Origin of the sequence: Falsibacillus pallidus (assembly GCF_003350505.1) — a bacterium.
GTDB classification, from domain to species: domain Bacteria; phylum Bacillota; class Bacilli; order Bacillales; family DSM-25281; genus Falsibacillus; species Falsibacillus pallidus.
Window position 1 is genome coordinate 62,162 of the sequence record NZ_QQAY01000010.1, and the last position, 22,079, is coordinate 84,240.

Sequence of the window (22,079 nt, forward strand, 5' to 3'; positions counted from 1 at the left end):
TTTGGAAAGAGGAGGTGAGGAGATGTCATTTGCATCCGAAACGAAGAAAGAATTGACGAATATTGAAGTGAAGGATTGCTGTGCAAAAGCAGAGCTGTCAGCACTGATCCGGATGAATGGCTCGCTGTCATTTTCCAACCGGCTTCTGGTGCTGAATATCCAGACAGAAAACGCAGCAATTGCACGCCGCATTTATATTTTGATAAAGAAAAATTATGAAGTGACGGTTGAATTGCTGGTACGGAAAAAAATGAGGCTCAAGAAAAACAATGTATACATTGTACGCATCAAGGATGGAGCCAAAGAAATACTGGAAGACTTGAAGATCTTAGGTGAAGGGTTTTCCTTTGTACATGATATTTCCCCAGACCTGATTAAAAAGAAATGCTGCAAGCGTTCCTATTTGAGAGGGGCTTTTCTGGCAGGGGGATCGGTCAACAACCCGGAGACATCTTCCTATCACCTTGAGATTTTTTCTTTATACAGTGAACATAACGATTCGCTGAGCGAGCTGATGAACAGCTTCGGCTTGAACAGCAAAACGCTTGAGAGAAAAAAAGGATTCATTACTTATTTAAAAGAAGCAGAAAAGATCACGGAGTTTCTGAATATCGTCGGTGCCCACAATGCTTTGCTCCGCTTTGAGGATGTAAGGATTGTCAGGGATATGAGGAATTCAGTGAACCGCCTTGTAAACTGCGAAACAGCCAATCTGAATAAGACGATCGGAGCGGCACTAAGGCAAGTGGAAAATATCCAGTTCATCGACAGGACCGTCGGACTACAAATCCTTCCTGATAAATTAAGGGAGATTGCCGAGCTTCGCGTCAACTATCAGGATGTCACCCTGAAGGAGCTTGGAGAAATGGTCTCCGGGGGGACCATCAGTAAATCCGGCATCAACCATAGGCTGCGCAAGATTGATGAGATCGCAGAAAAACTGCGCGCAGGGGAATCTGTATCAGCAAAGCGTTAACTTGAATATAAAAACAAAGGGAAACGATGGGGAGGAATTGTTATGATTGAAAAAACAGTGGAAGTCAAATTGAAATCCGGCCTGCAGGCGCGTCCTGCAGCGCTGTTTGTCCAGGAAGCCAACCGATTCAGTTCGGAAATCTTCCTGGCAAAAGACAATAAAAAGGTTAACGCAAAGAGCATCATGGGATTGATGAGCCTTGCTGTTAATGCAGGAGCTGTCATCACATTGAGTGCTGACGGAAGCGATGAGGCAGATGCAGTTGAGCGCTTGGTCCGATTCGTAGAAGACGAAAATTAATAATAGGACAAAATGAAAACCCTTTCGGACAAGAAAGGGTTTTTTCATTATTTCAATAATTGCTCATTTAATCTGGCAAGTTCTTCGTCTATTCTAGCTGTATCAATCCGCTCAAACAGCGGCTCTACTTTTGAGAGTGTCTGCGAGTTTATCACGAATGGATTCCATCCGGTGACTTCAGCACGGATAAGCTTCTTAACTTTTTCGCTTGAAAAAGGAAGGAAAGGAGTCAGGATGTTTGCTAAATTAGCAATAAGATAAACGCAGTCTGCCAAGGTTTGGCGGCATTCCTCTGGATCATCCTTAACCTGGGTCCACGGCTGCCGCTCATCAAAATATTTATTTGAAAAACGGACGAGTTCGAATGATTTCTCCAATCCTTGTTTGAAGGCTGTCGTTTCGATACAGCGGCCCACCTCTTCGTATAATTCAGAAACTTTCTCCTGAATGGAAGAAGTGATGTTATTGTCAGGAATTACGCCGTCAAACGACTTTTCGATAAACTTCAATGTCCGGTTGACGAAGTTTCCGTATGCTCCCAACAGTTCGCTGTTATGGCTGTAGATGAATTCTTTCCAGGAAAAATCCGCATCCCTGTTCTCTGGAGCGTTAATTGTCAGGAAGTACCGGATGGAGTCGGGATCATATCTTTCTAAAATATCCGGAACCCAGACTGCCCAGTTCTTGCTTGTCGATAACTTCTTCTTTTCCAGCGTCAAATACTCATTTGAAACGATATGCGTCGGCAATGGTTCTTTCTCAAGACCTGCAAGGATTGCGGGCCAAATAATCGAATGGAAAGGGATGTTGTCTTTCCCGTGAACGTAATAGGAGCGAGTGGAGGCATTCCAAAATGCGAAATCATCCTGTCCCGTCTGTTCAGCCCTAAGCCTGCTTGCTGTGTAATACCCTGAGACTGCTTCAATCCATACATAGATTTTCTTTTCCTCATATCCTTCAACGGGGACACTGACCCCAATCGGGAGATCCCTTGAAACAGCTCGGTCCTGCAGCCCTTCCTTGAGGTAGCGCTTCGTAAGCGAAATGGCGTTGTCCCGCCATCGATTGTTGTCGTCTGCTTCCTGCGTGTAGGTTTCCAGGACATTTTGAAAAGAGCTTAGGGAGAAGTAAAAATGCTCCGTGGACCGTGTTGTAGGTTCGTGGCCGCAAATCTTGCATTTTCTCTCTAACAGTTCCAGCGGTTCGAGGATGGTTGAGCAGTTGTCGCATTGATCCCCTCGGGAAGGTTTCTTGCAAACGGGGCAGATTCCTTCCACATAGCGGTCAGGCAAAAACTGCTCGCAATGGTCGCAGTAGGTTTGCTCGCTTTCTTTTTTATAGATCAATCCTTTCTCCAGTAATTCTAAGAAAATCTCTTGCACATGGCGGTGGTGGTGCTCCGTATCCGTCCTCGTATAGACATCATAGGAAAACCCCAGACTTGAGAAGCAATCTTCAAATTCACTATGGTAGCGGTCCGCAATCACATTTGGTGCGACGCCTTCCTGTCTTGCTCGGACAGTAATCGGTGTCCCATTGCAGTCACTCCCTGATACATAAAGAACATCTTCTCCCTTTTGCCGATAGTATCTAGCCAGGATATCCCCGGACAATAAACTTGAAATGTGGCCTAAATGCAGTGAGCCGTTGGCATACGCCCATGCTCCCCCAATAAAAATACTCATCAATAAAACCCCCAGAATTTATTTTTGAAAATACAAAAAAACCCGCCTTAACTGTAATAGCTAAGGGCGGGGTTTGAATATCCACGCGGTACCACCTTAATTCGCAAATGGTTCACACCATCTGCCTCGACAAGTACGGAGTTTTTGATGCAACTCTTATACTGTGGCATTAATAACGAGTGCCAAATCCCGTCGTATCCTACTTATACAAAAGTACGTTCAGTACGAAGCTCAGAGACCATTGTTCAAATGACTGTTTTTGCTTCTTTTCAGCTGCCGAAGCTCTCTGGTGAAAAACAAGATCATTTTACTTTTTCTCTTCAATGCTTTTATTTGGTAATTATCAATATATTAATGAATTGGGTTTTGGATGTCAATATACTTTTACGAAGACATTAAAAAGGACCGTCCCAACAAGTGGGGCGGTCCTTACAGCAATTAATTATTTTTTGGTGTCCATTTCGTTGCGTGTAATAATTTGATCGATCAAACCATATTCTTTCGCTCTTTCAGCAGTCATGAAGTTATCGCGGTCTGTATCTTTTGAGATGACATCAAGCGGCTGGCCAGTGCGGTCTGAAAGGATTTGGTTCAATTTTTCGCGAAGGAAAAGGATGCGCTTCGCAGCGATTTCGATTTCAGTCGCTTGCCCTTGTGCACCGCCAAGTGGCTGATGGATCATGACTTCAGCATTTGGCAATGCATAGCGCTTGCCTTTTTCACCAGCGGCTAAAAGGAATGCTCCCATAGAAGCGGCCATACCGATACAGATCGTGGATACTTTTGGTTTGATGAATTGCATTGTATCGTAGATCGCCATACCAGCAGTGATGCTTCCGCCAGGGCTGTTGATGTAGATGGAAATGTCTTTCTCAGGGTTTTCAGCTTCCAAGAATAGCAGCTGTGCTACAATGGAGTTAGCTACGTTATCATCGATCGCGCTTCCAAGCATGATGATGCGGTCTTTCAAAAGACGGGAATAAATGTCATACGCGCGTTCACCGCGGTTTGTCTGCTCAATAACCGTAGGAATTAAATTCATGTAAGTTCCTCCTTTAGTATACAATCCACTGAAGGAAAATATTTTTCCTCAGCTGTAAAACTTATGTACTGTAATCATACACTGATGGTCAATTAAGGTCAAACGAAACACTCCTGTTTTTTTCGACAATTTGGAAGTGGTTTCATCCCTTATTTCCATACGTGATGCTTTTCTCCTATGCGTGGATCAAAATTGAAAACTCCTTATCCATCATACCCTGGCCATGATTTTTTTAAACAGGAAAACAGGTTGCAATGGGGCATTTTCTGAATTATAATATTAAAGCATGACGTTTTAGACATGCCCTCGTGGTGCAACGGATAGCACGTAAGATTCCGGTTCTTGAGATGTGGGTTCGATTCCTGCCGAGGGCGTACCAAAGACCTTATGTTTGTTGAGTTAATCAGCAGACATGGGGTCTTTTTTTGTTTCAATTGAAAATTGAGTATCAACCAAAAGGTATCAAGGAAAAACTGATTATGCACCTGCTCTTCCTGATAAAGTAGTATACTATGAATATTGGCATGGGTAATATTTACAAATCGCTGAAATAAAATTAACTAGCGATAAATATAGGAGGGGGAATATGAAGTTAGCAGGTTTCATTATTATATCAATTGGTTTAGCTGGCTTATCGATCTTAATTGCTATGTGCAGCTTGATTTCATATGTGGATAAACTAGAAGGTGAATATTATACACATTGGTATAAATATCTTAACTTTAGTATGGTTTTTCCTTTAATCATAATTTTTATAATGGGTGTTGTTTATCTTTTTAAACAAAATAAGATTTCTTAATAGTATTAAGAAAGCACTTTACAAATATTGTACTATTTTTATCTCAACTTCTTTAGAAATAGGTGATCGATCGTGAACCATCTACCAGCAACTCATAAATGTAATATTGATAGAATAGCGGGGAAATATGACGATTTTAATTTGTGTGTTGATTATGATGGGAATTTGATCCTGCTAACAAAGACTAATGAGTCCGGAATATACAATTACTCCATTTTTCATGTAACAGAAGGGGGAGTAGAGGAAATAATCTTTCCTCCTGCAAAAAAGTCTTTCAGCTATGCGCAGCCTTTAGGGGATTATTGGTTGCTTGTAAGTCCCCGAGTAAATAGTGATAGAATGCATAATGGATTTATTTACGATAAGAATTCAAATTTAATCAATTCCTTTAATATGGGTGATGGGATTAGCGATGTCCAAACTAGCAAGAATGGCGATATTTGGACCAGCTATTTTGATGAAGGAGTCTTTGGTAAATCTATCGGAAAAAGTGGATTGCTTTGCTTTGACAGCGAAGGAACCCCATTATTTGATTTTGCGAAATTTACCCAAAACCCTACTAATAATACAATTCCTTTCATCGATGATTGTTATGCTATGAATGTCTGCTCAAATAATACTATTTATTTATATTATTATTTGGATTTTCCTCTTCTGGCGCTACATAACAAGACCGATTTTGAATTGTTCAACCAGAAACAAATGAATGAGCCTCCAATCGTAGGAAGTCACGCTTTCTCAATATGGAAAGAACATATCCTATTTGCACATGGCTATATGGATAAAGGACAAATTCACCATTATTCATTACAAACTGGGGCAGTTCACAGCTATCTTCCTGTGAATGAAATCAATGAGGTTATTCACTATGAATTTGCAGTAGGACGGAAGCACAGGCTGTTTTTAGTGTCTAAAAAGGATGTTTATCTGGTTGATATTCGAGATGTAGTAAAGGAAGGACTTTAGCTCCTAAGGTATTTAGTTTAGTCAGTTTCACTATTGTTATATAGATTTGTAAAGCAACCCCATACCCTCCATCATCTTGTTATCTGCATCATGGTTCTCAAACCGATTAGGCAAGTTAACAGCCCCCAGAGCAAATATATAAGGATCCTCATTGAAGTCGCCTAGTATTCCAATATCAATTGAAGCAGTTCCTAAGCCGCCTGTCATATGGTTTAGGTGGTGTGTTGGGATATCAGCAATGTCTCCCTTTTGCCTCACCAGCCCATTTATGATCGGAGTCCATATGAGAGGCTGTTTCTTGTATCCTTCATAGATGTCTATCATTACGGCGAGCATTTGATCGAGCTGGCCCTTATTTAGAACATCTCTTGGATTTTCAGTCACATGTATGGAAGGATAATAGGTTTGAATGGTTTCATTTACTTTTTCCCATCCGCCGCAAAAATTCACTACACATTTAGCCACATAGCTATCGTGGCAAGCGATCATCACTTCCACTGCCTCCCGTAAAGGAAGAGAGGTTCTTTTTTGAAAATGAGGATAAAGCTCCTTGCTGTCTTCATTTGGGTTAAATGATACTTCTTCCACTATGTCATCCCACTTGACCAATCCTTCTTCGACCCATTTTGCCACACAAAAGCCTATTGCTGTTTTTGCTGCTGATGCCAGCGGGACTAAGAGGCTGCTATTAAAAGAAGCTGCATAGTTCTGTTCTTTAGTAGAAAATACTACTATACCGATTTCTCCAATTTCTATTTCTCTTAATTTATCAATTACTTTATTCAATGCTATTCACCTACATATCTTCATTATCTACGCAATTTTGGTATTCTTTTAAATTTTACCACATTGATCTTTCCACATATTTTCCATTCATACATCCCAAGAACTATTGTAAAATGGAAGATGGGGTGAAGTAGATGAATTTGAAAGCAGGTTTGTGGCAGCAGCAGTCGCTGAAGCTGAATATGACGCAGGAATTGTCTCAGGCGATTGCGCTTCTGCAGTATTCCACACAGGAGCTTTTTTCGTTCCTTGAACAAAAGGTGATGGAGAATCCGTTGATCGGACTGGAATCCCCGAACGTTCAGCTGATGGACCCCCGCTCCGACCGCATCAGAACGAATCGAATCGCACAACCAAATAAAACGAAGCAGGAATGGCTCGAACGCGTGGCACAGAAGCCGGATACCCTGCAAGAACATCTTTTTTCACAGTTAATTATGAAAACGCTGACATTTGAAGAAAAACAGATTTTTGATCTTCTATTATATAATTTGGATGCCAATGGGTATCTGACTGCTTCTACAGATGAAATAGCCCGTGAAGCAGCTGCACCAGTGGAGGAAGTAGAAAAGCTTCTCACACAAATACAGAGCCTTGATCCTGCAGGTGTAGGGGCGAGGAATCTTCAGGAATGCCTGCTGCTGCAGGTGATGAGAAGAGAAGATGCCCCTCAATGGACAGAGAAAATCTTGCTGCATCACTTTCAGGAATTCGCTGATCGGAAGTGGAAGGACATCGCCTCGAAGCTTTCTTGCAGTTTAAAAGAAATCCAGGCAGTCTCCGATTTCATTCAAACATTGACGCCGAGGCCGGCAGCAGAATATGGGACTCAATCGTCCATCTATATCATTCCGGAATTGATCGTAGAAGTGAAGGAAGGGCAGATCCAATTGAGGCATCACGATTCATCGATTCCTCAGTTAATTTTCCAGAAAGAGTACTATGATGAAATGGAAAAGTATAAGGACAAAGGTGTAAAATCTTTTTTGAAGGATAAATTTCAGGAATACCAGTTTCTGATGAGGAGCCTATATCAAAGGCAGGAAACGATTTTGAAGGTAGGCACAGCCCTGATCGAACTTCAAACCGAATTTTTCTTGAAAGGTCCGAGGCATTTAAAGCCGCTCACCATGAAGCAGGTGGCGGAAGAGATTGAAGTCCATGAGTCCACTGTCAGCAGGGCAGTACGGGAGAAATATATCCAGACGCCTTATGGGACGTTTGAATTGAAATCGTTCTTTTCCAGTGGAATCGCCACAAATGAGGATGGGGATGCATCGTCGAGCACCGTCAAAAACCTCATTCAGGAATGGATTGATGGAGAGGAAAAAAAATCGCCCATTTCCGACCAGGCGATTGCCGACCGCTTAAAAGAAGAAGGGCTGAAGGTGTCTCGGAGGACTGTGGCGAAATATAGAGATCAGCTTCAAATCCCGGCTTCTTCCAAGCGGAAACGATTTGATGAGTAGAAGGAATGAAAAGCCGTGAAGAAATTAATTTTTTATACAAGAAATCAATGTTCCTTATGCAGGGATGCGAAAGAAATGCTCCTCTTGGTGGCAGATCTTCATGAGGATGTGGAGATTGTAGAGGTCGACATTGATGAAAGTGATGAACTGACAGAGCGGTTCGGATTGATGATTCCTGTTGTGGAATTGGATGGGGAAGTCGTTCAATATGGGCAAATTGACCCTTTTGAGATAAGCAACCGCTTACATGAAAAATCTTGAGGTTTCCTAGTTGAATTGCGTTTTCGTCCCTGTTAGAATGTAAATTGTAGCAGGGATATATTTTTTTGAATCAAGTGGGACATAATATGTCTGACCGGGACATATACAGTCCAACCACTGATCAAGAAATATCGAAAATGAAGGAGTTAGTGAATGCATTCGTTAATCGATATACAAAAAAGATTATTGCCTGACCTGCTATCCATTATGCAAAAACGCTATCACATCTTGAGAACGATCCATTTTATGGAGCCGGTAGGCAGACGGAGCCTTGCTCAGACGCTCGGTTTGACAGAAAGAGTGCTGAGGGCAGAAGTCGAATTTTTGAAAGATCAAAATTTGATTGATGTAAAGGCGTCCGGAATGACCGCGACTTTCGATGGAAAAATGATTCTGGAAGAAATGGAAGGCATGATGAGGGAGATATCGGGTATAGACGAAATGGAGGCAATGTTGAAGAAGCGAATGAATCTTCAAGATGTCGTCATCGTTCCCGGAGACAGCGACAGCACCCCATGGGTAAAAGAAGAATTAGGAAGAGCTTGTTCTGAGAGTATGAAAGAGCGCCTGATTGGAAAAAATATCATCGCTGTAACAGGCGGGACCACCATGGCAGCCGTTGCTGAAACGCTCACACCCGATTTTGCCAGTTCAGAATTGTTGTTTGTTCCGGCCAGGGGCGGGATTGGCGAAGATGTAAATAATCAAGCCAATACCATTTGCGCCAAAATGGCTGAAAACACAAGAGCCAGACACAGGGTATTATATGTACCGGATCAAGTAAGCAAGGAAGTATACAAATCCTTTTTGACAGAGCCGGCCATTAAAGATGTCCTAAATTTAATTTCATCAGCCAACATGGTTTTACATGGAATTGGCGATGCTATTACTATGGCTGAAAGAAGGAAGACGCCGCCAGAAACAATGGATGAGATCATTGAATCCAATGCAGTCGGCGAAGCGTTCGGGTATTACTTCAATCAAGAGGGAGAAGTGGTCCACAAAGTGATGACCATCGGACTCCAGCTGAAAGATCTTGAAAAAATCGAGCATGTCATTGCAGTGGCAGGAGGCAAATCAAAAGCTAAGGCCATTCAGGCATACTTAAAAGGAGCACCGCATGCATCTGTCCTCATTACAGATGAAGGCGCTGCGAAAGAGCTTTTAAAAGGGTGAATCCCTTTTGAAATAGATTAAATAGATTTCACACATACTTAACATATTTTAAGGAGGAAATTTTCATGGCAACTAAAATTGGTATCAATGGATTTGGACGTATCGGACGCAACGTATTCCGCGCTAGCTTAAACAACCCGGATGTAGAGGTAGTGGCAGTCAACGACTTGACTGATGCAAATATGCTTGCTCACTTGCTTCAATATGATACAGTTCATGGAAAGCTTTCTGAAAAAGTAACAGCTGAAGGCGACTACCTAATCGTAGGCGACAAAAAAATCAAAGTTCTTGCTGAACGCGATCCAGCACAACTTGGCTGGGGAGATCTTGGAGTAGAAGTAGTAGTAGAATCTACTGGACGCTTCACAAACCGTGCAGATGCAGCGAAGCACCTTGATGCAGGCGCTAAAAAAGTTATCATCTCTGCACCAGCTTCAAACGAAGATATCACTGTTGTTATGGGTGTTAATGAAGACAAATACGATGCAGGAAGCCACCATGTAATCTCTAACGCTTCTTGTACGACTAACTGCCTTGCACCATTTGCAAAAGTATTGAACGAAAAATTCGGCATCAAACGCGGTATGATGACAACTGTTCACTCATACACTAACGATCAGCAAATCCTTGACTTGCCGCACAAAGACTACCGTCGTTCCCGTGCAGCAGCAGAAAACATCATCCCGACTACTACTGGTGCAGCGAAAGCAGTATCTCTAGTATTGCCTGAACTTAAAGGCAAATTGAACGGTATGGCTATGCGTGTACCAACTCCAAACGTTTCTGTAGTAGACTTGGTTGCTGAGTTGGATAAAAACGTAACTGCTGACGAAATCAATGCAGCTTTCAAAGAAGCAGCTGAAGGCGATCTTAAAGGAATCCTTGCATACAGCGATGAGCCGCTTGTATCCATCGACTATAACGGAAACACTGCATCTTCTACTATCGATGCTTTGTCCACTATGGTTCTTGAAGACAACATGGTAAAAGTTCTTTCTTGGTATGACAACGAAACTGGATACTCTAACCGTGTAGTAGACCTAGTTTCTTACATTGCAAAACAAGGACTTTAATCAATAAAGTATCAGCTTAACCCGAAAGTGTTATGCTAATTGATGAAATGTGACATCATTTATCCGCTTATAAATGGATAAATGTTTGCCCACCATCTATAATAAAAGGGATGAAAGGGGAGCGGGGAGGATTCCCCACTCTCCTTTTTCCCATTTTAACTACCTACTCAAGGAGGTCCTTAAGCAATGAATAAAAAATCAGTGAAAGATATTGATGTAAAAGGAAAACGCGTATTTTGCCGCGTCGATTTCAACGTTCCGATGAAAGATGGAAATGTGACCGATGATACAAGGGTCCGCGCTGCTCTTCCAACGATTCAATACCTTGCAGATCAAGGTGCAAAGGTTATTCTTGCGAGCCATTTAGGACGTCCGAAGGGACAAGTAAATGAAGAGCTCCGTTTGACTCCTGTAGCGAAGCGCCTTAGCGAGCTTATGGGCAAAGACGTGAAAAAAGCGGATGAAGCTTATGGAGATGCTGTTCAATCTCAAATCGCCGAGATGAATGAAGGCGACGTTCTGTTGTTGGAAAACGTACGTTTCTACCCTGGCGAAGAAAAGAATGATCCTGAATTGGCAAAAGAATTTGCTGCATTGGCAGATGTCTATGTCAACGATGCATTCGGTGCAGCTCACCGTGCACATGCTTCTACAGAAGGGATTGCCCAGCACCTTCCTTCAGCAGCCGGCCTATTGATGGAAAAAGAACTTCAAGTGCTTGGAAAAGCTCTTTCGAACCCTGATCGTCCTTTCACAGCCATCATTGGCGGAGCAAAAGTAAAAGATAAAATCGGCGTCATCGATAACCTATTGGAAAAAGTAGATAACTTGATCATCGGCGGCGGCTTGGCTTATACATTCGTAAAAGCACAAGGCCACGAAGTCGGGAAATCTCTATTAGAAGAAGATAAAATAGATCTTGCTAAATCCTTCATGGAAAAGGCAAAAGAAAAAGGCGTTAAATTCTACATGCCTGTTGATGTTGTCGTAGCAGACGACTTCTCAGAGGATGCAAACAAAAAGACAGTTGCCATCAATGAAATCCCTTCTGACTGGGAAGCATTGGATATCGGACCGAAAACAAGAGAAGTTTATACAGATGTCATCAAAAACTCCAAGCTTGTCATTTGGAACGGACCGATGGGCGTATTCGAATTGGATGCATTCGCAAACGGAACGAAAGCAGTCGCTCAAGCATTGGCAGATGCAAAAGATACATATTCTGTCATCGGCGGCGGAGATTCCGCAGCTGCAGTTGAAAAATTCAACCTAGCTGACCAAATGAGCCACATTTCTACCGGCGGCGGTGCATCATTGGAATTTATGGAAGGCAAAACGCTTCCTGGCGTTGCAGCTTTAGACGATAAATAAGACCATAATAGAAAGGATGATTTCGCAATGCGCAAACCAATCATCGCAGGAAACTGGAAAATGCATAAAACATTATCCGAAGCAAAAGCTTTTGCTGAAGAAGTAAAAGGACTTGTTCCATCTGCTGACAGCATTGACACAGTCATTTGTGCTCCAGCTTTGTTCTTGGAAAAACTTGTTGAAGTGACAAAAGACTATCCTGTAGAAATCGGTGCACAAACGATGCACTTTGAAGAAAACGGGGCATTCACAGGCGAGATCAGCCCGAAAGCACTGCAGGATCTTGGCGTGAAATATGTCATCATCGGTCACTCTGAACGCCGTGAAATGTTCAATGAAACGGATGAAACAGTAAATAAAAAGACTTTGGCTGCGTTCCAATATGATTTGACTCCAATCGTATGCGTGGGTGAAACATTGGAACAGCGTGAAGAAAATAAAACAAAAGAATTGGTCGGAGCTCAAGTGAAAGCTGCATTGAACGGTCTTTCCGAAGAGCAAGTGAAGCAAACAGTCATTGCCTACGAACCAATTTGGGCAATCGGTACAGGCAAATCTTCTACATCTGAAGATGCCAACGAAGTCTGCTCACATATCCGCCAAGTCGTTGCAGAAAGCTTCTCAAGCGATGCTGCAGAAGCTGTACGCATCCAATACGGCGGAAGCGTGAAGCCTGGCAACATCAAAGAATACATGGCGCAAACTGATATCGATGGTGCTTTAGTGGGTGGAGCGAGCCTTGAGCCTCAATCCTTCCTTCAATTATTGGAGGCTGGTAAGAATGAGTAAATCTCCAGTTGCTTTAATCATTCTTGACGGATTTGCTTTCCGTGAAGAATCCAAAGGAAACGCAGTGGCACACGCCAACAAGCCGAACTTTGACCGCTATTGGAGCCAATATCCCCACAACATGCTTACAGCTTCAGGTGAAGCGGTAGGACTTCCTGAAGGGCAAATGGGGAACTCCGAAGTCGGACATTTGAATATCGGTGCAGGACGCATCGTCTATCAAAGTTTGACACGGGTAAACCTTGCAATCCGTGAAGGCGAGTTTGAAGAAAACCAAACATTCCTTGATGCCATCAAGCATGTGAAGGAAAAAGGAACAAGCCTTCATTTGATGGGCCTCCTATCTGATGGCGGTGTGCACAGCCACATCGACCACATGTTTGCCTTATTAAGGCTTGCAGCGAAAGAAGGCGTCGATAAAGTCTATGTACACGGCTTCCTTGACGGCCGCGATGTTGGTCCGAAGACAGCGAAGAAATACATCGAACAGACTCAGGCGAAATTCGAAGAGTATGGTGTCGGCGAGTTCGCTACATTGTCTGGCCGCTACTATTCCATGGACCGCGACAAGCGCTGGGAGCGTGTAGAGAAATCCTACCGTTCCATGGTCTACGGTGAAGGTCCAGCCTATAAAGATCCGATTGAGTTGGTAGATGACTCCTACGCAAACGAAATCCATGACGAATTCGTTCTTCCTTCTGTTTTGACAAAGGAAAACGGTGAGCCAGTCGCAACCATCCAGGATGACGATGCTGTGATTTTCTACAACTTCCGTCCTGACCGTGCGATCCAAATCTCCAATACATTTACAAACAAAGACTTCCGTTCATTTGACCGCGGTCCTAAGCATCCTAAGAACTTGTTCTTCGTCTGCTTGACCCACTTCAGTGAAACAGTCGACGGATTAGTTGCATTTAAACCGGCAAACTTGGATAATACCTTAGGAGAAGTTCTTTCTCAAAATGGATTGAAGCAGCTCCGAATCGCGGAAACGGAAAAATATCCTCACGTCACGTTCTTCATGAGCGGCGGACGCGAAGAGAAATTCCCAGGCGAAGAAAGAATCCTGATCGATTCACCAAAAGTTGCAACGTATGACTTGAAGCCTGAAATGAGTGCCTACGAAGTCAAAGATGCATTGGTGAAGGAAATCGAAAACGATAATTTCGACGCGATCATCCTTAACTTTGCCAATCCGGACATGGTCGGCCACTCAGGGAAACTTGAACCGACTGTGAAAGCCATCGAAACCGTAGATGAGTGCCTTGGCGAAATTGTTGATTTGATCATCAAAAAAGGCGGCTCAGCCATCATCACAGCCGACCACGGAAATGCTGATGAAGTGGTGACACTCGAAGGCGATCCAATGACTGCCCATACAACAAACCCTGTCCCTGTCATCGTGACAAAAGAGGGAGTAGAGGTTCGTGAAGGCGGTAAACTTGGAGATTTAGCTCCAACCATGCTTGAATTGCTGAATGTTCAGCAGCCAGAAGAAATGACAGGACAATCACTTTTGAAAAAATAACCCCCATTTAAAAGGAGAGATTTTACATGCCATACATTGAACAGATTTATGCTCGTGAAGTATTAGATTCCCGCGGTAACCCAACAGTTGAAGTAGAAATTTTGACAATGTCCGGTGCTTTCGGACGCGCAATGGTGCCATCCGGTGCTTCTACTGGTGAATACGAAGCAGTTGAGCTTCGCGACGGCGACAAAAACCGTTTCTTAGGAAAAGGTGTTTTGAAAGCAGTAGAAAACGTAAACGAAGTTATCGCTCCTGAGCTTATCGGCTTTGATATTACTGACCAAGTAGGAATCGACCGTGCGTTGATCGAGCTTGACGGTACTGAAAACAAAGGAAAATTGGGTGCAAACGCAATCCTTGGTGTATCCATGGCAGCAGCTCGTGCAGCAGCAGACTTCCTTGGAGTGCCTTTATACCAATACCTTGGCGGATTCAACGCGAAGCAGCTTCCAGTTCCAATGATGAACATCATCAACGGCGGTGAGCATGCAGACAACAACGTAGATATCCAAGAATTCATGATCATGCCTGTAGGAGCTGAAAACTTCAAAGAAGCAGTCCGTATGGGTGCTGAAATCTTCCATAACCTTAAAGCTGTATTAAAAGGCAAAGGCCTTAACACTGCTGTAGGCGACGAAGGCGGATTCGCTCCAAACCTTGGTTCTAACGAAGAAGCTCTTCAAACAATCATCGAAGCAATCGAAAAAGCTGGCTACAAGCCAGGCGAAGAAGTTATGCTTGCAATGGATGCAGCATCTTCTGAGTTCTACAATAAAGAAGACGGCAAATACCATCTAGCTGGCGAAGGCAAAGTCCTTACATCTGCTGAAATGGTAGACTGGTACGAAGAAATGGCTTCTAAATACCCAATCATCTCCATCGAAGACGGTTTGGATGAAAACGACTGGGATGGCCACAAACTATTGACTGAACGCCTTGGCAAAAAAGTTCAATTAGTCGGCGATGACTTGTTCGTAACAAACACTCGCAAATTGTCTCAAGGAATCGAGCAAGGTGTAGGAAACTCCATCTTGATCAAAGTGAACCAAATCGGTACATTGACTGAAACATTCGATGCTATCGAAATGGCGAAGCGCGCAGGCTACACTGCAGTTATCTCCCACCGTTCAGGTGAAACAGAAGACAGCACAATCGCTGACATCGCAGTAGCAACAAACGCTGGCCAAATCAAAACAGGTGCACCATCCCGTACGGACCGTGTAGCGAAATACAACCAACTTCTTCGCATCGAAGACGAATTGGCTGACTTGGCACAATACCTTGGCGTAAAAACATTCTACAACGTTAAGCGCTAATTTTAAGTTTATGATGAGAACCGGCTTCCTTATGGGGGCCGGTTTTTTTGATGTGGTTTGACAGGAGATGGTACGTGACGGGGACGCCGCGAAATCGGCTGTTGATGGGGCATGGGGGGGCCGGATTTTGTCGAATGATCGTTAATCAAACGTTTGATTAAACCGCCGTAGTCTCCATAAAGAGCAGAAAACAACCCCTAATTTGAACGGCTGGCGCCGATATTCGGCAAAAGCAGAGCCTGGATTGCGAAATGTACTAAGATCCATTTCAAAAAAAGGAGAGTTGAGCGGTTAGGACAAAAAGTTGAGGGGTTAGTCAGAAAAGTGCGGCGGTTGGCCAAGAAAGTTTAGCGGTAAACCGCAAAAGTTCGTTGGTCAACCCCGAAAGTTCGGAGCAAACCGTCGGCGAGCCCTCGCCGCTCGCACCCGCCAAGAGCAAAAACCAACCCTAATTTGTCCGGCTGGCGCCGATATTCACCAAAGGCACACAACACTCACTTTCCACCATTTTCATTTGTTATTGCCCATCATTTGTCAGTATGTTAAGATTAAGCTATTACTATGTTCGTTTCAGGAGGCGTCATTCGTGCATACTTTGTTAATGGTTCTACTGATCATTGATGCAATTGGCTTAATCGTTGTTGTTCTGTTGCAGTCAGGGAAGAGCGCAGGTTTGTCAGGTGCGATTTCCGGAGGGGCTGAACAACTATTCGGGAAGCAAAAAGCCCGCGGGCTGGACTTGGTTCTTCACAGAATCACAGTTGTCCTTTCTGTACTATTTTTCGTATTGACCATTGCAGTTGCTTATTTCGGACTGTAATTTAAGTGATAGGGAATTGGCTGACTCACATTGTAATGAGTCAGCCCTTTTTCTTTTTCCGCGAAAACAGACAGGATATTGGATTGTTTTGCCGCAGTCTGTTAAAAATAAATAGAAATCTACTATAAGACTGAAATTTAGTTATTTACATAAAAGGAGAGGTTAGCATCATGAAATTGACAGGACCAAAGCCGTTTACATTCGAAGCTGGAAAGAGAGCTGTCCTTCTTTTGCACGGCTTCACTGGAAGCTCTGCAGATGTAAGGATGCTTGGACGGTTTTTAGAGAAAAAAGGGTATACAAGCCACGCGCCGCACTATAAAGGGCATGGGGTGCCGCCGGAAGAATTGGTCCATACCGGCCCTGAAGACTGGTGGAAAGATGTCATGGGCGGATATGAGCATCTGAAGAGCCTCGGCTATGAAGAAATTGCTGTTGCCGGCTTGTCGCTCGGCGGGGTATTTTCTCTGAAATTAGGTTACACTGTACCTGTAAAGGGTATCGTACCAATGTGTGCGCCGATGTATATAAAAGACGAAAAAGTCATGTATGAAGGTGTTGTCGACTACGCTAGAGAATATAAGAAATTTGAAGGAAAAAATGAAGAGCAGATCGAAACGGAAATGAATGAATTCAAGAAGACGCCGATGAATACGTTGAAGGCACTTCAAAATTTGATTGCCGATGTGAGAAACAACGTGGATATGATTTACGCTCCGACATTTGTCGTTCAGGCACGCCATGATCATATGATCAATACGGACAGTGCGAATATCATTTACAATGCAGTGGAATCGCCATTGAAGGAAATCAAATGGTACGAGGAGTCGGGCCACGTCATCACGCTCGACAAAGAAAAAGAGCAGCTCCACGAAGATGTGTATCAGTTCCTCGAGAAACTTGAATGGAATGTATAAACTTTTAATATAGGAGGGATTTAGATGGAAGATATGATTGGAAAGCATGTCGAGAGGCTGCTTAGCTACATGAGGGATGAAGCCTACAAGCCTCTTACAGTCCAGGAGCTGGAAGAAGCTTTTGGCATTGAGGATTCTTCTTCTTTCAAAGATTTTGTCAAAGCGCTAGTACATATGGAGGAAAAAGGCCTCGTTGTCAGGACGCGTAGCAACCGCTATGGGCTTCCTCAGAAAATGAACCTTGTGAAAGGGAAGCTGACTGGACATGCAAAGGGGTTTGCCTTTGTCATCCCGGAAGAGCCAGGAATGGATGACATTTTCATCCCTCCTAACCATACGAACAATGCCATGCACGGCGATATTGTCCTTGCTCGCATTTCTGCTGAAAGCTCAGGCTCCAGAAGAGAAGGCGAAGTGGTTAAAATCATCGAAAGAGGAAACTCCGAGATCGTCGGGACGTATACGCAAAGCAAAACGTTCGGTTTCGTCATTCCTGATGATAAAAAGTTCGGGCAAGATATTTTCATCCCGAAAAGCGCCAGCATGGGAGCCATTGAAGGACATAAAGTAGTCGTGAAGCTGGTTGCTTATCCTGAGAGAGGCAAAAATGCAGAAGGCGAAGTCATCGAGGTCCTCGGGCATAAAAACGACCCGGGAGTTGATATCCTCTCGATTATTTATAAACATGGACTTCCACAGGAATTTCCAGATGAAGTCATGGACCAGGCAAAAGCGACGCCGGATGAAATCGATGAATCCGAAATCGGCAACCGCAGGGATCTCCGCGGCGAAACGATTGTCACCATTGACGGGGCAGATGCGAAAGACTTGGATGATGCCGTTACGGTTACAGAACTTGAAAACGGCAACTACAAGCTTGGCGTCCATATTGCGGATGTCACGTATTATGTGACGGAAGATTCCCCGATTGATCGGGAAGCGGCTGAGCGTGGAACGAGCGTTTACTTGGTGGACCGCGTCATCCCGATGATTCCCCACCGCCTATCCAACGGAATCTGCTCGCTGAATCCGAAAGTTAATCGTTTGACGCTGTCCTGCGAAATGGAAATCAGCAATTCCGGTGAAGTCGTTCACCATGAAATTTTCCAAAGCGTCATTAAAACAACAGAACGCATGACGTACTCTGATGTGAATAAAATTCTCGTCGATCAGGATGAAGAGTTGATCAATCGCTATGAGCCGCTTGTTCCGATGTTCCAGCGTATGGAGAAGCTTGCCGCGATTCTTCGCAAAAAGCGTATGACAAGAGGGGCAATCGACTTTGATTTCAAAGAAGCAAAAGTGATTGTTGATGAAGAAGGGAAGCCTTCTGATGTTGTCATCCGTGAACGATCCGTTGCAGAGAAGCTTATCGAAGAATTCATGCTTGCAGCAAATGAAACTGTCGCAGAGCATTTCCACTGGATGGAAGTGCCGTTTATCTACCGGATCCATGAAGATCCAAAAGAAGATAAACTGCAGCGATTCTTTGAATTCATCACAAACTTTGGCTTGATTGTAAAAGGTACAGCTAATTCCGTACACCCACGTGCACTTCAAGAAATCATTGAAAGCGTCCAGGGGCAGCCGGAAGAAATGGTTGTATCCACTGTCATGCTTAGATCCATGCAGCAGGCGAAATATAATCCAGATTCACTGGGCCACTTTGGCTTGGCTGCAGATTACTATACTCATTTCACATCACCGATCCGACGCTATCCTGATTTGATCGTCCATCGATTGATCCGGACGTATCTGATTGAAGGGAAGCTTGATGAACAGACGCGTGCGAAATGGGATTCAGACCTTCCGGAAATCGCCGACCACTCTTCTAAAATGGAAAGAAGGGCAGTCGACGCTGAGCGTGAAACGGATGAAATGAAAAAAGCAGAGTACATGCTCGACAAAATTGGAGAAGAGTACGATGCCATCATCAGCTCTGTCACTAACTTCGGTATGTTTGTCGAGCTGCCGAATACGATTGAGGGTCTTGTTCATGTCAGTGAAATGACAGATGACTATTACCGCTATGATGAGCGCCAATTCGCAATGATTGGTGAAAGGACAGCCAATGTCTTCCGTATCGGGGATGAAATCACTGTCCGAGTGGTAAACGTCAATAAAGACGAATACTCCATCGATTTCGAAATCGTCGGCATGAAAAATACGAAGCGACGCGAGCGCCGTGACGAAAAGCCAAAAGTCCTGAAGACCAAAACACGTTCAAGGGTTAAGAACAACCGCGAAAACCGTGAGCTTGGAACATCAAAAGAAGGCCGCAGAAAAGCACGGGGACCGCAGTCCGATGGCATGTCTGAAGGCTGGTCCACAAATCCGCCGAAAGCCAAGAAAAAAAACGGACGCAAGTTCTATGAAGGCGCACCGACATCCGGCAAGCCGGGCGGCGGCAAGAAGCGAAGAAAGAAAAGATAAAAGGAGAGGGAAGGGTTAAAGGTTATAACGCTTTAATCCTTCCCCTCAACCTTGTATAATAGAGCTCTAGATAGAGATGTAAGGGGGAAGTCCGATGCCTAAAGGGGAAGGAAAACTGATTGCCCAAAATAAGAAAGCCAGGCATGATTTTTCAATAGAAGAAACCTATGAAGCAGGAATTGTGCTGCAAGGTACCGAAATCAAATCCATCCGGAATGGCCGGGTCAATTTGAAAGATGCCTTTGCCCGCATTCAAAAAGGTGAAGTGTATCTGTTTAATATGCACGTCAGTCCATACGAGCAAGGGAATCGCTACAACCACGATCCGCTCCGTACAAGGAAGCTTCTCATGCATAGGAAGCAGATCAACAAACTGATCGGCGAAACAAAAGAAGCGGGCTATTCCCTTGTTCCATTAAAACTTTATTTAAAAGATGGCTATGCAAAAGTTTTAATCGGCCTTGGAAAGGGAAAAAAGAAATACGACAAGCGCGAAGACCTCAAGAAGAAAGAAGCCAAGCGCGACATCGAGCGTGCGTTCAAAGCGCGCCAGCAGGACTGATTTACAATTAATTACAATTGAAAAATCGGTCAAGTGTGTTATAATAATAAACGTAGCAACGAAGTAATCTAAAGCTTTACTATCAAAGCTTTTCCTAACGTCAGATAGCCGAGATTCGTCTGTTTTGATTATTGGGGAAAAAGCGGCAAGAAGGTCAAGGATGCGAATGAGTGAAGACCGGAGCGTATTTTTAATACGTGAGGATCTGAACGAATGAAGCAGACGCCGATATTCGCCGCCGATTTTTTCACAATGGGGACGTTACGGATTCGACAGGGGTAGTTCGAGCTTAGGTTGCGAGTCGGAGGGATCGGCTCCGTCATCAACGTCAACGCCAATAATAACTGGCAAAACTAACAACAACCTCGCTTTTGCTGCCTAATAAGGCCTAAAGCGGATCCTCCCTCCATCGCCCATGTGGTAGGGTAAGGGTCTCACTTTTAGTGGGCTACGCCGGATTCCACCGTCTGAGGATGAAGGAAGAGACTAACCAGACTAGCTGTCCGGACGCCTGTCGGGAGGCATAAGGTACAGCGAAACACTAATATGCCGACTACACTCGTAGATGCTTAAGTGCCGTTATTTCTGGACGTGGGTTCGATTAAGCATTAGTCGCCTTATGTGGCAACACATAAGTGATAACCTGGCTTTATCGGTGAAACCTAAGTCGCTTCGTGCGATAAGGCAATGCCGAGCGGTATGTGGAGCAATCCAACAGCCGTGTATCGACTTATAGACTGCCCTCCGGGTAGCACTAGGATACGAAATTCGCTTTTTAAAAAGCAAAACTACATTTCGTATAATACGCCAGGGGACCTGATAACACAGGTTCAAGATATAGTCAGTGCCATGACGAAAGCATGGAATAACATGTCCCACCGTCTCCACCAAATACATATTTGGTGGTTTTTATTTTGTCTTGTGACTTAAACCTTATCATTGCCGCTTTGGCAAGCTTATGCTTCTTATTTCTTGCGGAAATTATTTGCTTCAATAATAAATGCGCTGATTAAAATGTCACTATATTTAAGGAATAAAAAAGACCGATTACACGGTCTTTTTTTTCTACCATCCTTTTTCTTAATCAGAGTCTCATACATTTTAATAATAGGATTTATTCCCCCTTACATATACAGTAGTGTTTGTTTCTATATCAACAACTGCCATCTGAGCAAATATGCAGTTATCATCTTTCTTCATGGAAAAATAAAAATACACTTGACGATTAGGGTCAATATTTTGACCTTTATTTTCTTTGCAATAGCTCCAAAGAAGAGCTTTGTATTCCCCAATGTATTTTTTTAATATTTGATTTTTTTCTTTATATAATATTTTTTTTGCAACGTAAATATCTGGGTTGTTTATCATTTTATATCCTTGTAGATTGTTTCCGTTAAGATAACTTTCAGCACTTACCTCCTGCAATTTTTTGAAGGAGTTATCAGGATAAATAGTGCCAATGTAAGGACTATCGTACCCGTTCGCAATCTTAAAGGACATAAAAGGTAAAGATAAAAAAGAACATGCAATTAGAAAGTACTTATATTTTTTCAAAGTAAACTCTCCTGTCTTAATTCCCACTAAAGAATCAAGCTTTGTTTAATAAATATTTAATCCGTCTCCTTTAAGTTTTCCCTATAATTTGCATTTATTATGTATTTAGATTTTTGTTATATAGGAACAGGGCAAATATTAAACTTTACAACCAATAAAAATTAGTAAATCAAAGCAATAATCACATAAAAAAAGCTGTTGTTTTGCATTACAACTGCTTTATTAATTCTTAGGAACCTCCTCTTTTATAACT

The 22,079-nt window shown here is 43.3% G+C and carries 20 protein-coding genes, 1 tRNA gene, 1 other RNA gene and 1 other annotated feature; of the genes, 18 read left to right on the forward strand and 4 right to left on the reverse strand.

The window, feature by feature from the left end; genetic code table 11:
* Nucleotides 1-22: 22 nt before the first annotated feature.
* On the forward strand, nt 23-976 hold the full coding sequence (gene whiA, locus DFR59_RS14250; RefSeq protein ID WP_114746341.1) for a DNA-binding protein WhiA: 954 nt from the start codon (nt 23-25) through the stop codon (nt 974-976).
* Between the two features lie 42 nt (nt 977-1,018).
* Nucleotides 1,019-1,276: an HPr family phosphocarrier protein gene (locus DFR59_RS14255; RefSeq protein WP_114746342.1), complete on the forward strand. Its 258-nt coding sequence runs from the start codon at nt 1,019-1,021 to the stop codon at nt 1,274-1,276.
* Between the two features lie 47 nt (nt 1,277-1,323).
* Here DFR59_RS14255 and metG read toward each other — a convergent pair whose 3' ends face one another.
* Both metG and clpP read right to left on the reverse strand, forming a co-directional pair.
* Nucleotides 1,324-2,961 carry a methionine--tRNA ligase gene (metG, locus tag DFR59_RS14260; protein ID WP_114746343.1) on the reverse strand — a complete coding sequence of 546 codons (1,638 nt, stop codon included), beginning with the start codon at nt 2,959-2,961 and terminating at the stop codon, nt 1,324-1,326.
* Between the two features lie 59 nt (nt 2,962-3,020).
* Nucleotides 3,021-3,294: a binding site (T-box leader), on the reverse strand.
* Nucleotides 3,295-3,403: 109 nt separating this feature from the next.
* Nucleotides 3,404-4,003 carry an ATP-dependent Clp endopeptidase proteolytic subunit ClpP gene (gene clpP / locus DFR59_RS14265; RefSeq protein WP_114746344.1) on the reverse strand — a complete coding sequence of 200 codons (600 nt, stop codon included), beginning with the start codon at nt 4,001-4,003 and terminating at the stop codon, nt 3,404-3,406.
* Between the two features lie 302 nt (nt 4,004-4,305).
* Between clpP and DFR59_RS14270 the strand changes: the two genes are divergently transcribed.
* The 3 genes from DFR59_RS14270 (at nt 4,306) to DFR59_RS14280 (ending at nt 5,768) form a co-directional block, all read left to right on the forward strand.
* Nucleotides 4,306-4,377, forward strand: a tRNA-Arg gene (locus tag DFR59_RS14270).
* Between the two features lie 212 nt (nt 4,378-4,589).
* Nucleotides 4,590-4,802, forward strand: coding sequence for a hypothetical protein (locus DFR59_RS14275; protein WP_114746345.1), 213 nt, complete (start codon nt 4,590-4,592; stop codon nt 4,800-4,802).
* A 72-nt stretch (nt 4,803-4,874) separates the two neighbouring features.
* Nucleotides 4,875-5,768, forward strand: coding sequence for a hypothetical protein (locus tag DFR59_RS14280; RefSeq protein WP_114746346.1), 894 nt, complete (start codon nt 4,875-4,877; stop codon nt 5,766-5,768).
* Between the two features lie 36 nt (nt 5,769-5,804).
* Here the strand turns inward: DFR59_RS14280 and DFR59_RS14285 are convergent, their stop codons facing one another.
* On the reverse strand, nt 5,805-6,554 hold the full coding sequence (locus DFR59_RS14285; RefSeq protein WP_114746347.1) for a serine hydrolase: 750 nt from the start codon (nt 6,552-6,554) through the stop codon (nt 5,805-5,807).
* A 134-nt stretch (nt 6,555-6,688) separates the two neighbouring features.
* Between DFR59_RS14285 and rpoN the strand changes: the two genes are divergently transcribed.
* The 13 genes from rpoN to ssrA all read left to right on the forward strand — a co-directional run bounded on the left by rpoN (nt 6,689) and on the right by ssrA (nt 20,876).
* Nucleotides 6,689-8,023 (forward strand): RNA polymerase factor sigma-54, encoded by a 1,335-nt coding sequence (gene rpoN, locus DFR59_RS14290; RefSeq protein WP_114746348.1) that lies wholly within the window; start codon nt 6,689-6,691, stop codon nt 8,021-8,023.
* A gap of 15 nt (nt 8,024-8,038) precedes the next feature.
* Nucleotides 8,039-8,284, forward strand: a complete 246-nt coding sequence (locus tag DFR59_RS14295) for a glutaredoxin family protein (RefSeq protein WP_114746349.1) — start codon at nt 8,039-8,041, stop codon at nt 8,282-8,284.
* 153 nt (nt 8,285-8,437) lie between these two features.
* Complete coding sequence (locus DFR59_RS14300) at nt 8,438-9,460, forward strand: sugar-binding transcriptional regulator (protein ID WP_114746350.1); 1,023 nt, start codon at nt 8,438-8,440, stop codon at nt 9,458-9,460.
* Nucleotides 9,461-9,525: 65 nt separating this feature from the next.
* Nucleotides 9,526-10,533 carry a type I glyceraldehyde-3-phosphate dehydrogenase gene (gap, locus tag DFR59_RS14305; RefSeq protein ID WP_114746351.1) on the forward strand — a complete coding sequence of 336 codons (1,008 nt, stop codon included), beginning with the start codon at nt 9,526-9,528 and terminating at the stop codon, nt 10,531-10,533.
* A gap of 186 nt (nt 10,534-10,719) precedes the next feature.
* Nucleotides 10,720-11,904: a phosphoglycerate kinase gene (locus DFR59_RS14310; protein WP_114746352.1), complete on the forward strand. Its 1,185-nt coding sequence runs from the start codon at nt 10,720-10,722 to the stop codon at nt 11,902-11,904.
* Nucleotides 11,905-11,931: 27 nt separating this feature from the next.
* Nucleotides 11,932-12,693 (forward strand): triose-phosphate isomerase, encoded by a 762-nt coding sequence (gene tpiA / locus DFR59_RS14315; protein WP_114746353.1) that lies wholly within the window; start codon nt 11,932-11,934, stop codon nt 12,691-12,693.
* On the forward strand, nt 12,686-14,221 hold the full coding sequence (gene gpmI / locus DFR59_RS14320; protein WP_114746354.1) for a 2,3-bisphosphoglycerate-independent phosphoglycerate mutase: 1,536 nt from the start codon (nt 12,686-12,688) through the stop codon (nt 14,219-14,221). Before tpiA ends, gpmI begins: the two co-directional genes overlap by 8 nt.
* Before the next feature lie 26 nt (nt 14,222-14,247).
* The gene (eno, locus tag DFR59_RS14325) at nt 14,248-15,540 is read left to right on the forward strand and encodes a phosphopyruvate hydratase (protein WP_114746355.1); all 1,293 of its coding nucleotides are present in this window, start codon (nt 14,248-14,250) and stop codon (nt 15,538-15,540) included.
* Nucleotides 15,541-16,126: 586 nt separating this feature from the next.
* Nucleotides 16,127-16,360, forward strand: a complete 234-nt coding sequence (gene secG / locus DFR59_RS14330) for a preprotein translocase subunit SecG (RefSeq protein WP_114746356.1) — start codon at nt 16,127-16,129, stop codon at nt 16,358-16,360.
* 170 nt (nt 16,361-16,530) lie between these two features.
* A complete protein-coding gene (locus DFR59_RS14335) occupies nt 16,531-17,277 on the forward strand; it encodes an alpha/beta hydrolase (RefSeq protein WP_114746357.1) in 747 nt (248 codons plus the stop codon).
* Nucleotides 17,278-17,301: 24 nt separating this feature from the next.
* On the forward strand, nt 17,302-19,710 hold the full coding sequence (gene rnr, locus DFR59_RS14340) for a ribonuclease R (RefSeq protein WP_114746358.1): 2,409 nt from the start codon (nt 17,302-17,304) through the stop codon (nt 19,708-19,710).
* Between the two features lie 94 nt (nt 19,711-19,804).
* Nucleotides 19,805-20,272, forward strand: coding sequence for an SsrA-binding protein SmpB (gene smpB / locus DFR59_RS14345; protein WP_114746359.1), 468 nt, complete (start codon nt 19,805-19,807; stop codon nt 20,270-20,272).
* Nucleotides 20,273-20,534: 262 nt separating this feature from the next.
* Nucleotides 20,535-20,876: a transfer-messenger RNA gene (gene ssrA / locus DFR59_RS14350) on the forward strand.
* A gap of 497 nt (nt 20,877-21,373) precedes the next feature.
* On the opposite strand, the gene DFR59_RS14355 is transcribed toward ssrA, so the two are convergent.
* Nucleotides 21,374-21,826, reverse strand: a complete 453-nt coding sequence (locus tag DFR59_RS14355) for a hypothetical protein (RefSeq protein WP_114746360.1) — start codon at nt 21,824-21,826, stop codon at nt 21,374-21,376.
* Nucleotides 21,827-22,079 lie beyond the last annotated feature (253 nt).

What these genes read in the sequence shown, in the direction of transcription:
- whiA (WP_114746341.1), top strand. Translation starts at nt 23, where the DNA reads ATGTCATTTGCATCCGAAACGAAGAAAGAATTGACGAATATTGAAGTG.
- DFR59_RS14255 (WP_114746342.1), top strand. Translation starts at nt 1,019, where the DNA reads ATGATTGAAAAAACAGTGGAAGTCAAATTGAAATCCGGCCTGCAGGCG.
- metG (WP_114746343.1), bottom strand. Translation starts at nt 2,961, where the DNA reads ATGAGTATTTTTATTGGGGGAGCATGGGCGTATGCCAACGGCTCACTG.
- clpP (WP_114746344.1), bottom strand. Translation starts at nt 4,003, where the DNA reads ATGAATTTAATTCCTACGGTTATTGAGCAGACAAACCGCGGTGAACGC.
- DFR59_RS14275 (WP_114746345.1), top strand. Translation starts at nt 4,590, where the DNA reads ATGAAGTTAGCAGGTTTCATTATTATATCAATTGGTTTAGCTGGCTTA.
- rpoN (WP_114746348.1), top strand. Translation starts at nt 6,689, where the DNA reads ATGAATTTGAAAGCAGGTTTGTGGCAGCAGCAGTCGCTGAAGCTGAAT.
- DFR59_RS14300 (WP_114746350.1), top strand. Translation starts at nt 8,438, where the DNA reads ATGCATTCGTTAATCGATATACAAAAAAGATTATTGCCTGACCTGCTA.
- gap (WP_114746351.1), top strand. Translation starts at nt 9,526, where the DNA reads ATGGCAACTAAAATTGGTATCAATGGATTTGGACGTATCGGACGCAAC.
- DFR59_RS14310 (WP_114746352.1), top strand. Translation starts at nt 10,720, where the DNA reads ATGAATAAAAAATCAGTGAAAGATATTGATGTAAAAGGAAAACGCGTA.
- tpiA (WP_114746353.1), top strand. Translation starts at nt 11,932, where the DNA reads ATGCGCAAACCAATCATCGCAGGAAACTGGAAAATGCATAAAACATTA.
- gpmI (WP_114746354.1), top strand. Translation starts at nt 12,686, where the DNA reads ATGAGTAAATCTCCAGTTGCTTTAATCATTCTTGACGGATTTGCTTTC.
- eno (WP_114746355.1), top strand. Translation starts at nt 14,248, where the DNA reads ATGCCATACATTGAACAGATTTATGCTCGTGAAGTATTAGATTCCCGC.
- DFR59_RS14335 (WP_114746357.1), top strand. Translation starts at nt 16,531, where the DNA reads ATGAAATTGACAGGACCAAAGCCGTTTACATTCGAAGCTGGAAAGAGA.
- rnr (WP_114746358.1), top strand. Translation starts at nt 17,302, where the DNA reads ATGGAAGATATGATTGGAAAGCATGTCGAGAGGCTGCTTAGCTACATG.
- smpB (WP_114746359.1), top strand. Translation starts at nt 19,805, where the DNA reads ATGCCTAAAGGGGAAGGAAAACTGATTGCCCAAAATAAGAAAGCCAGG.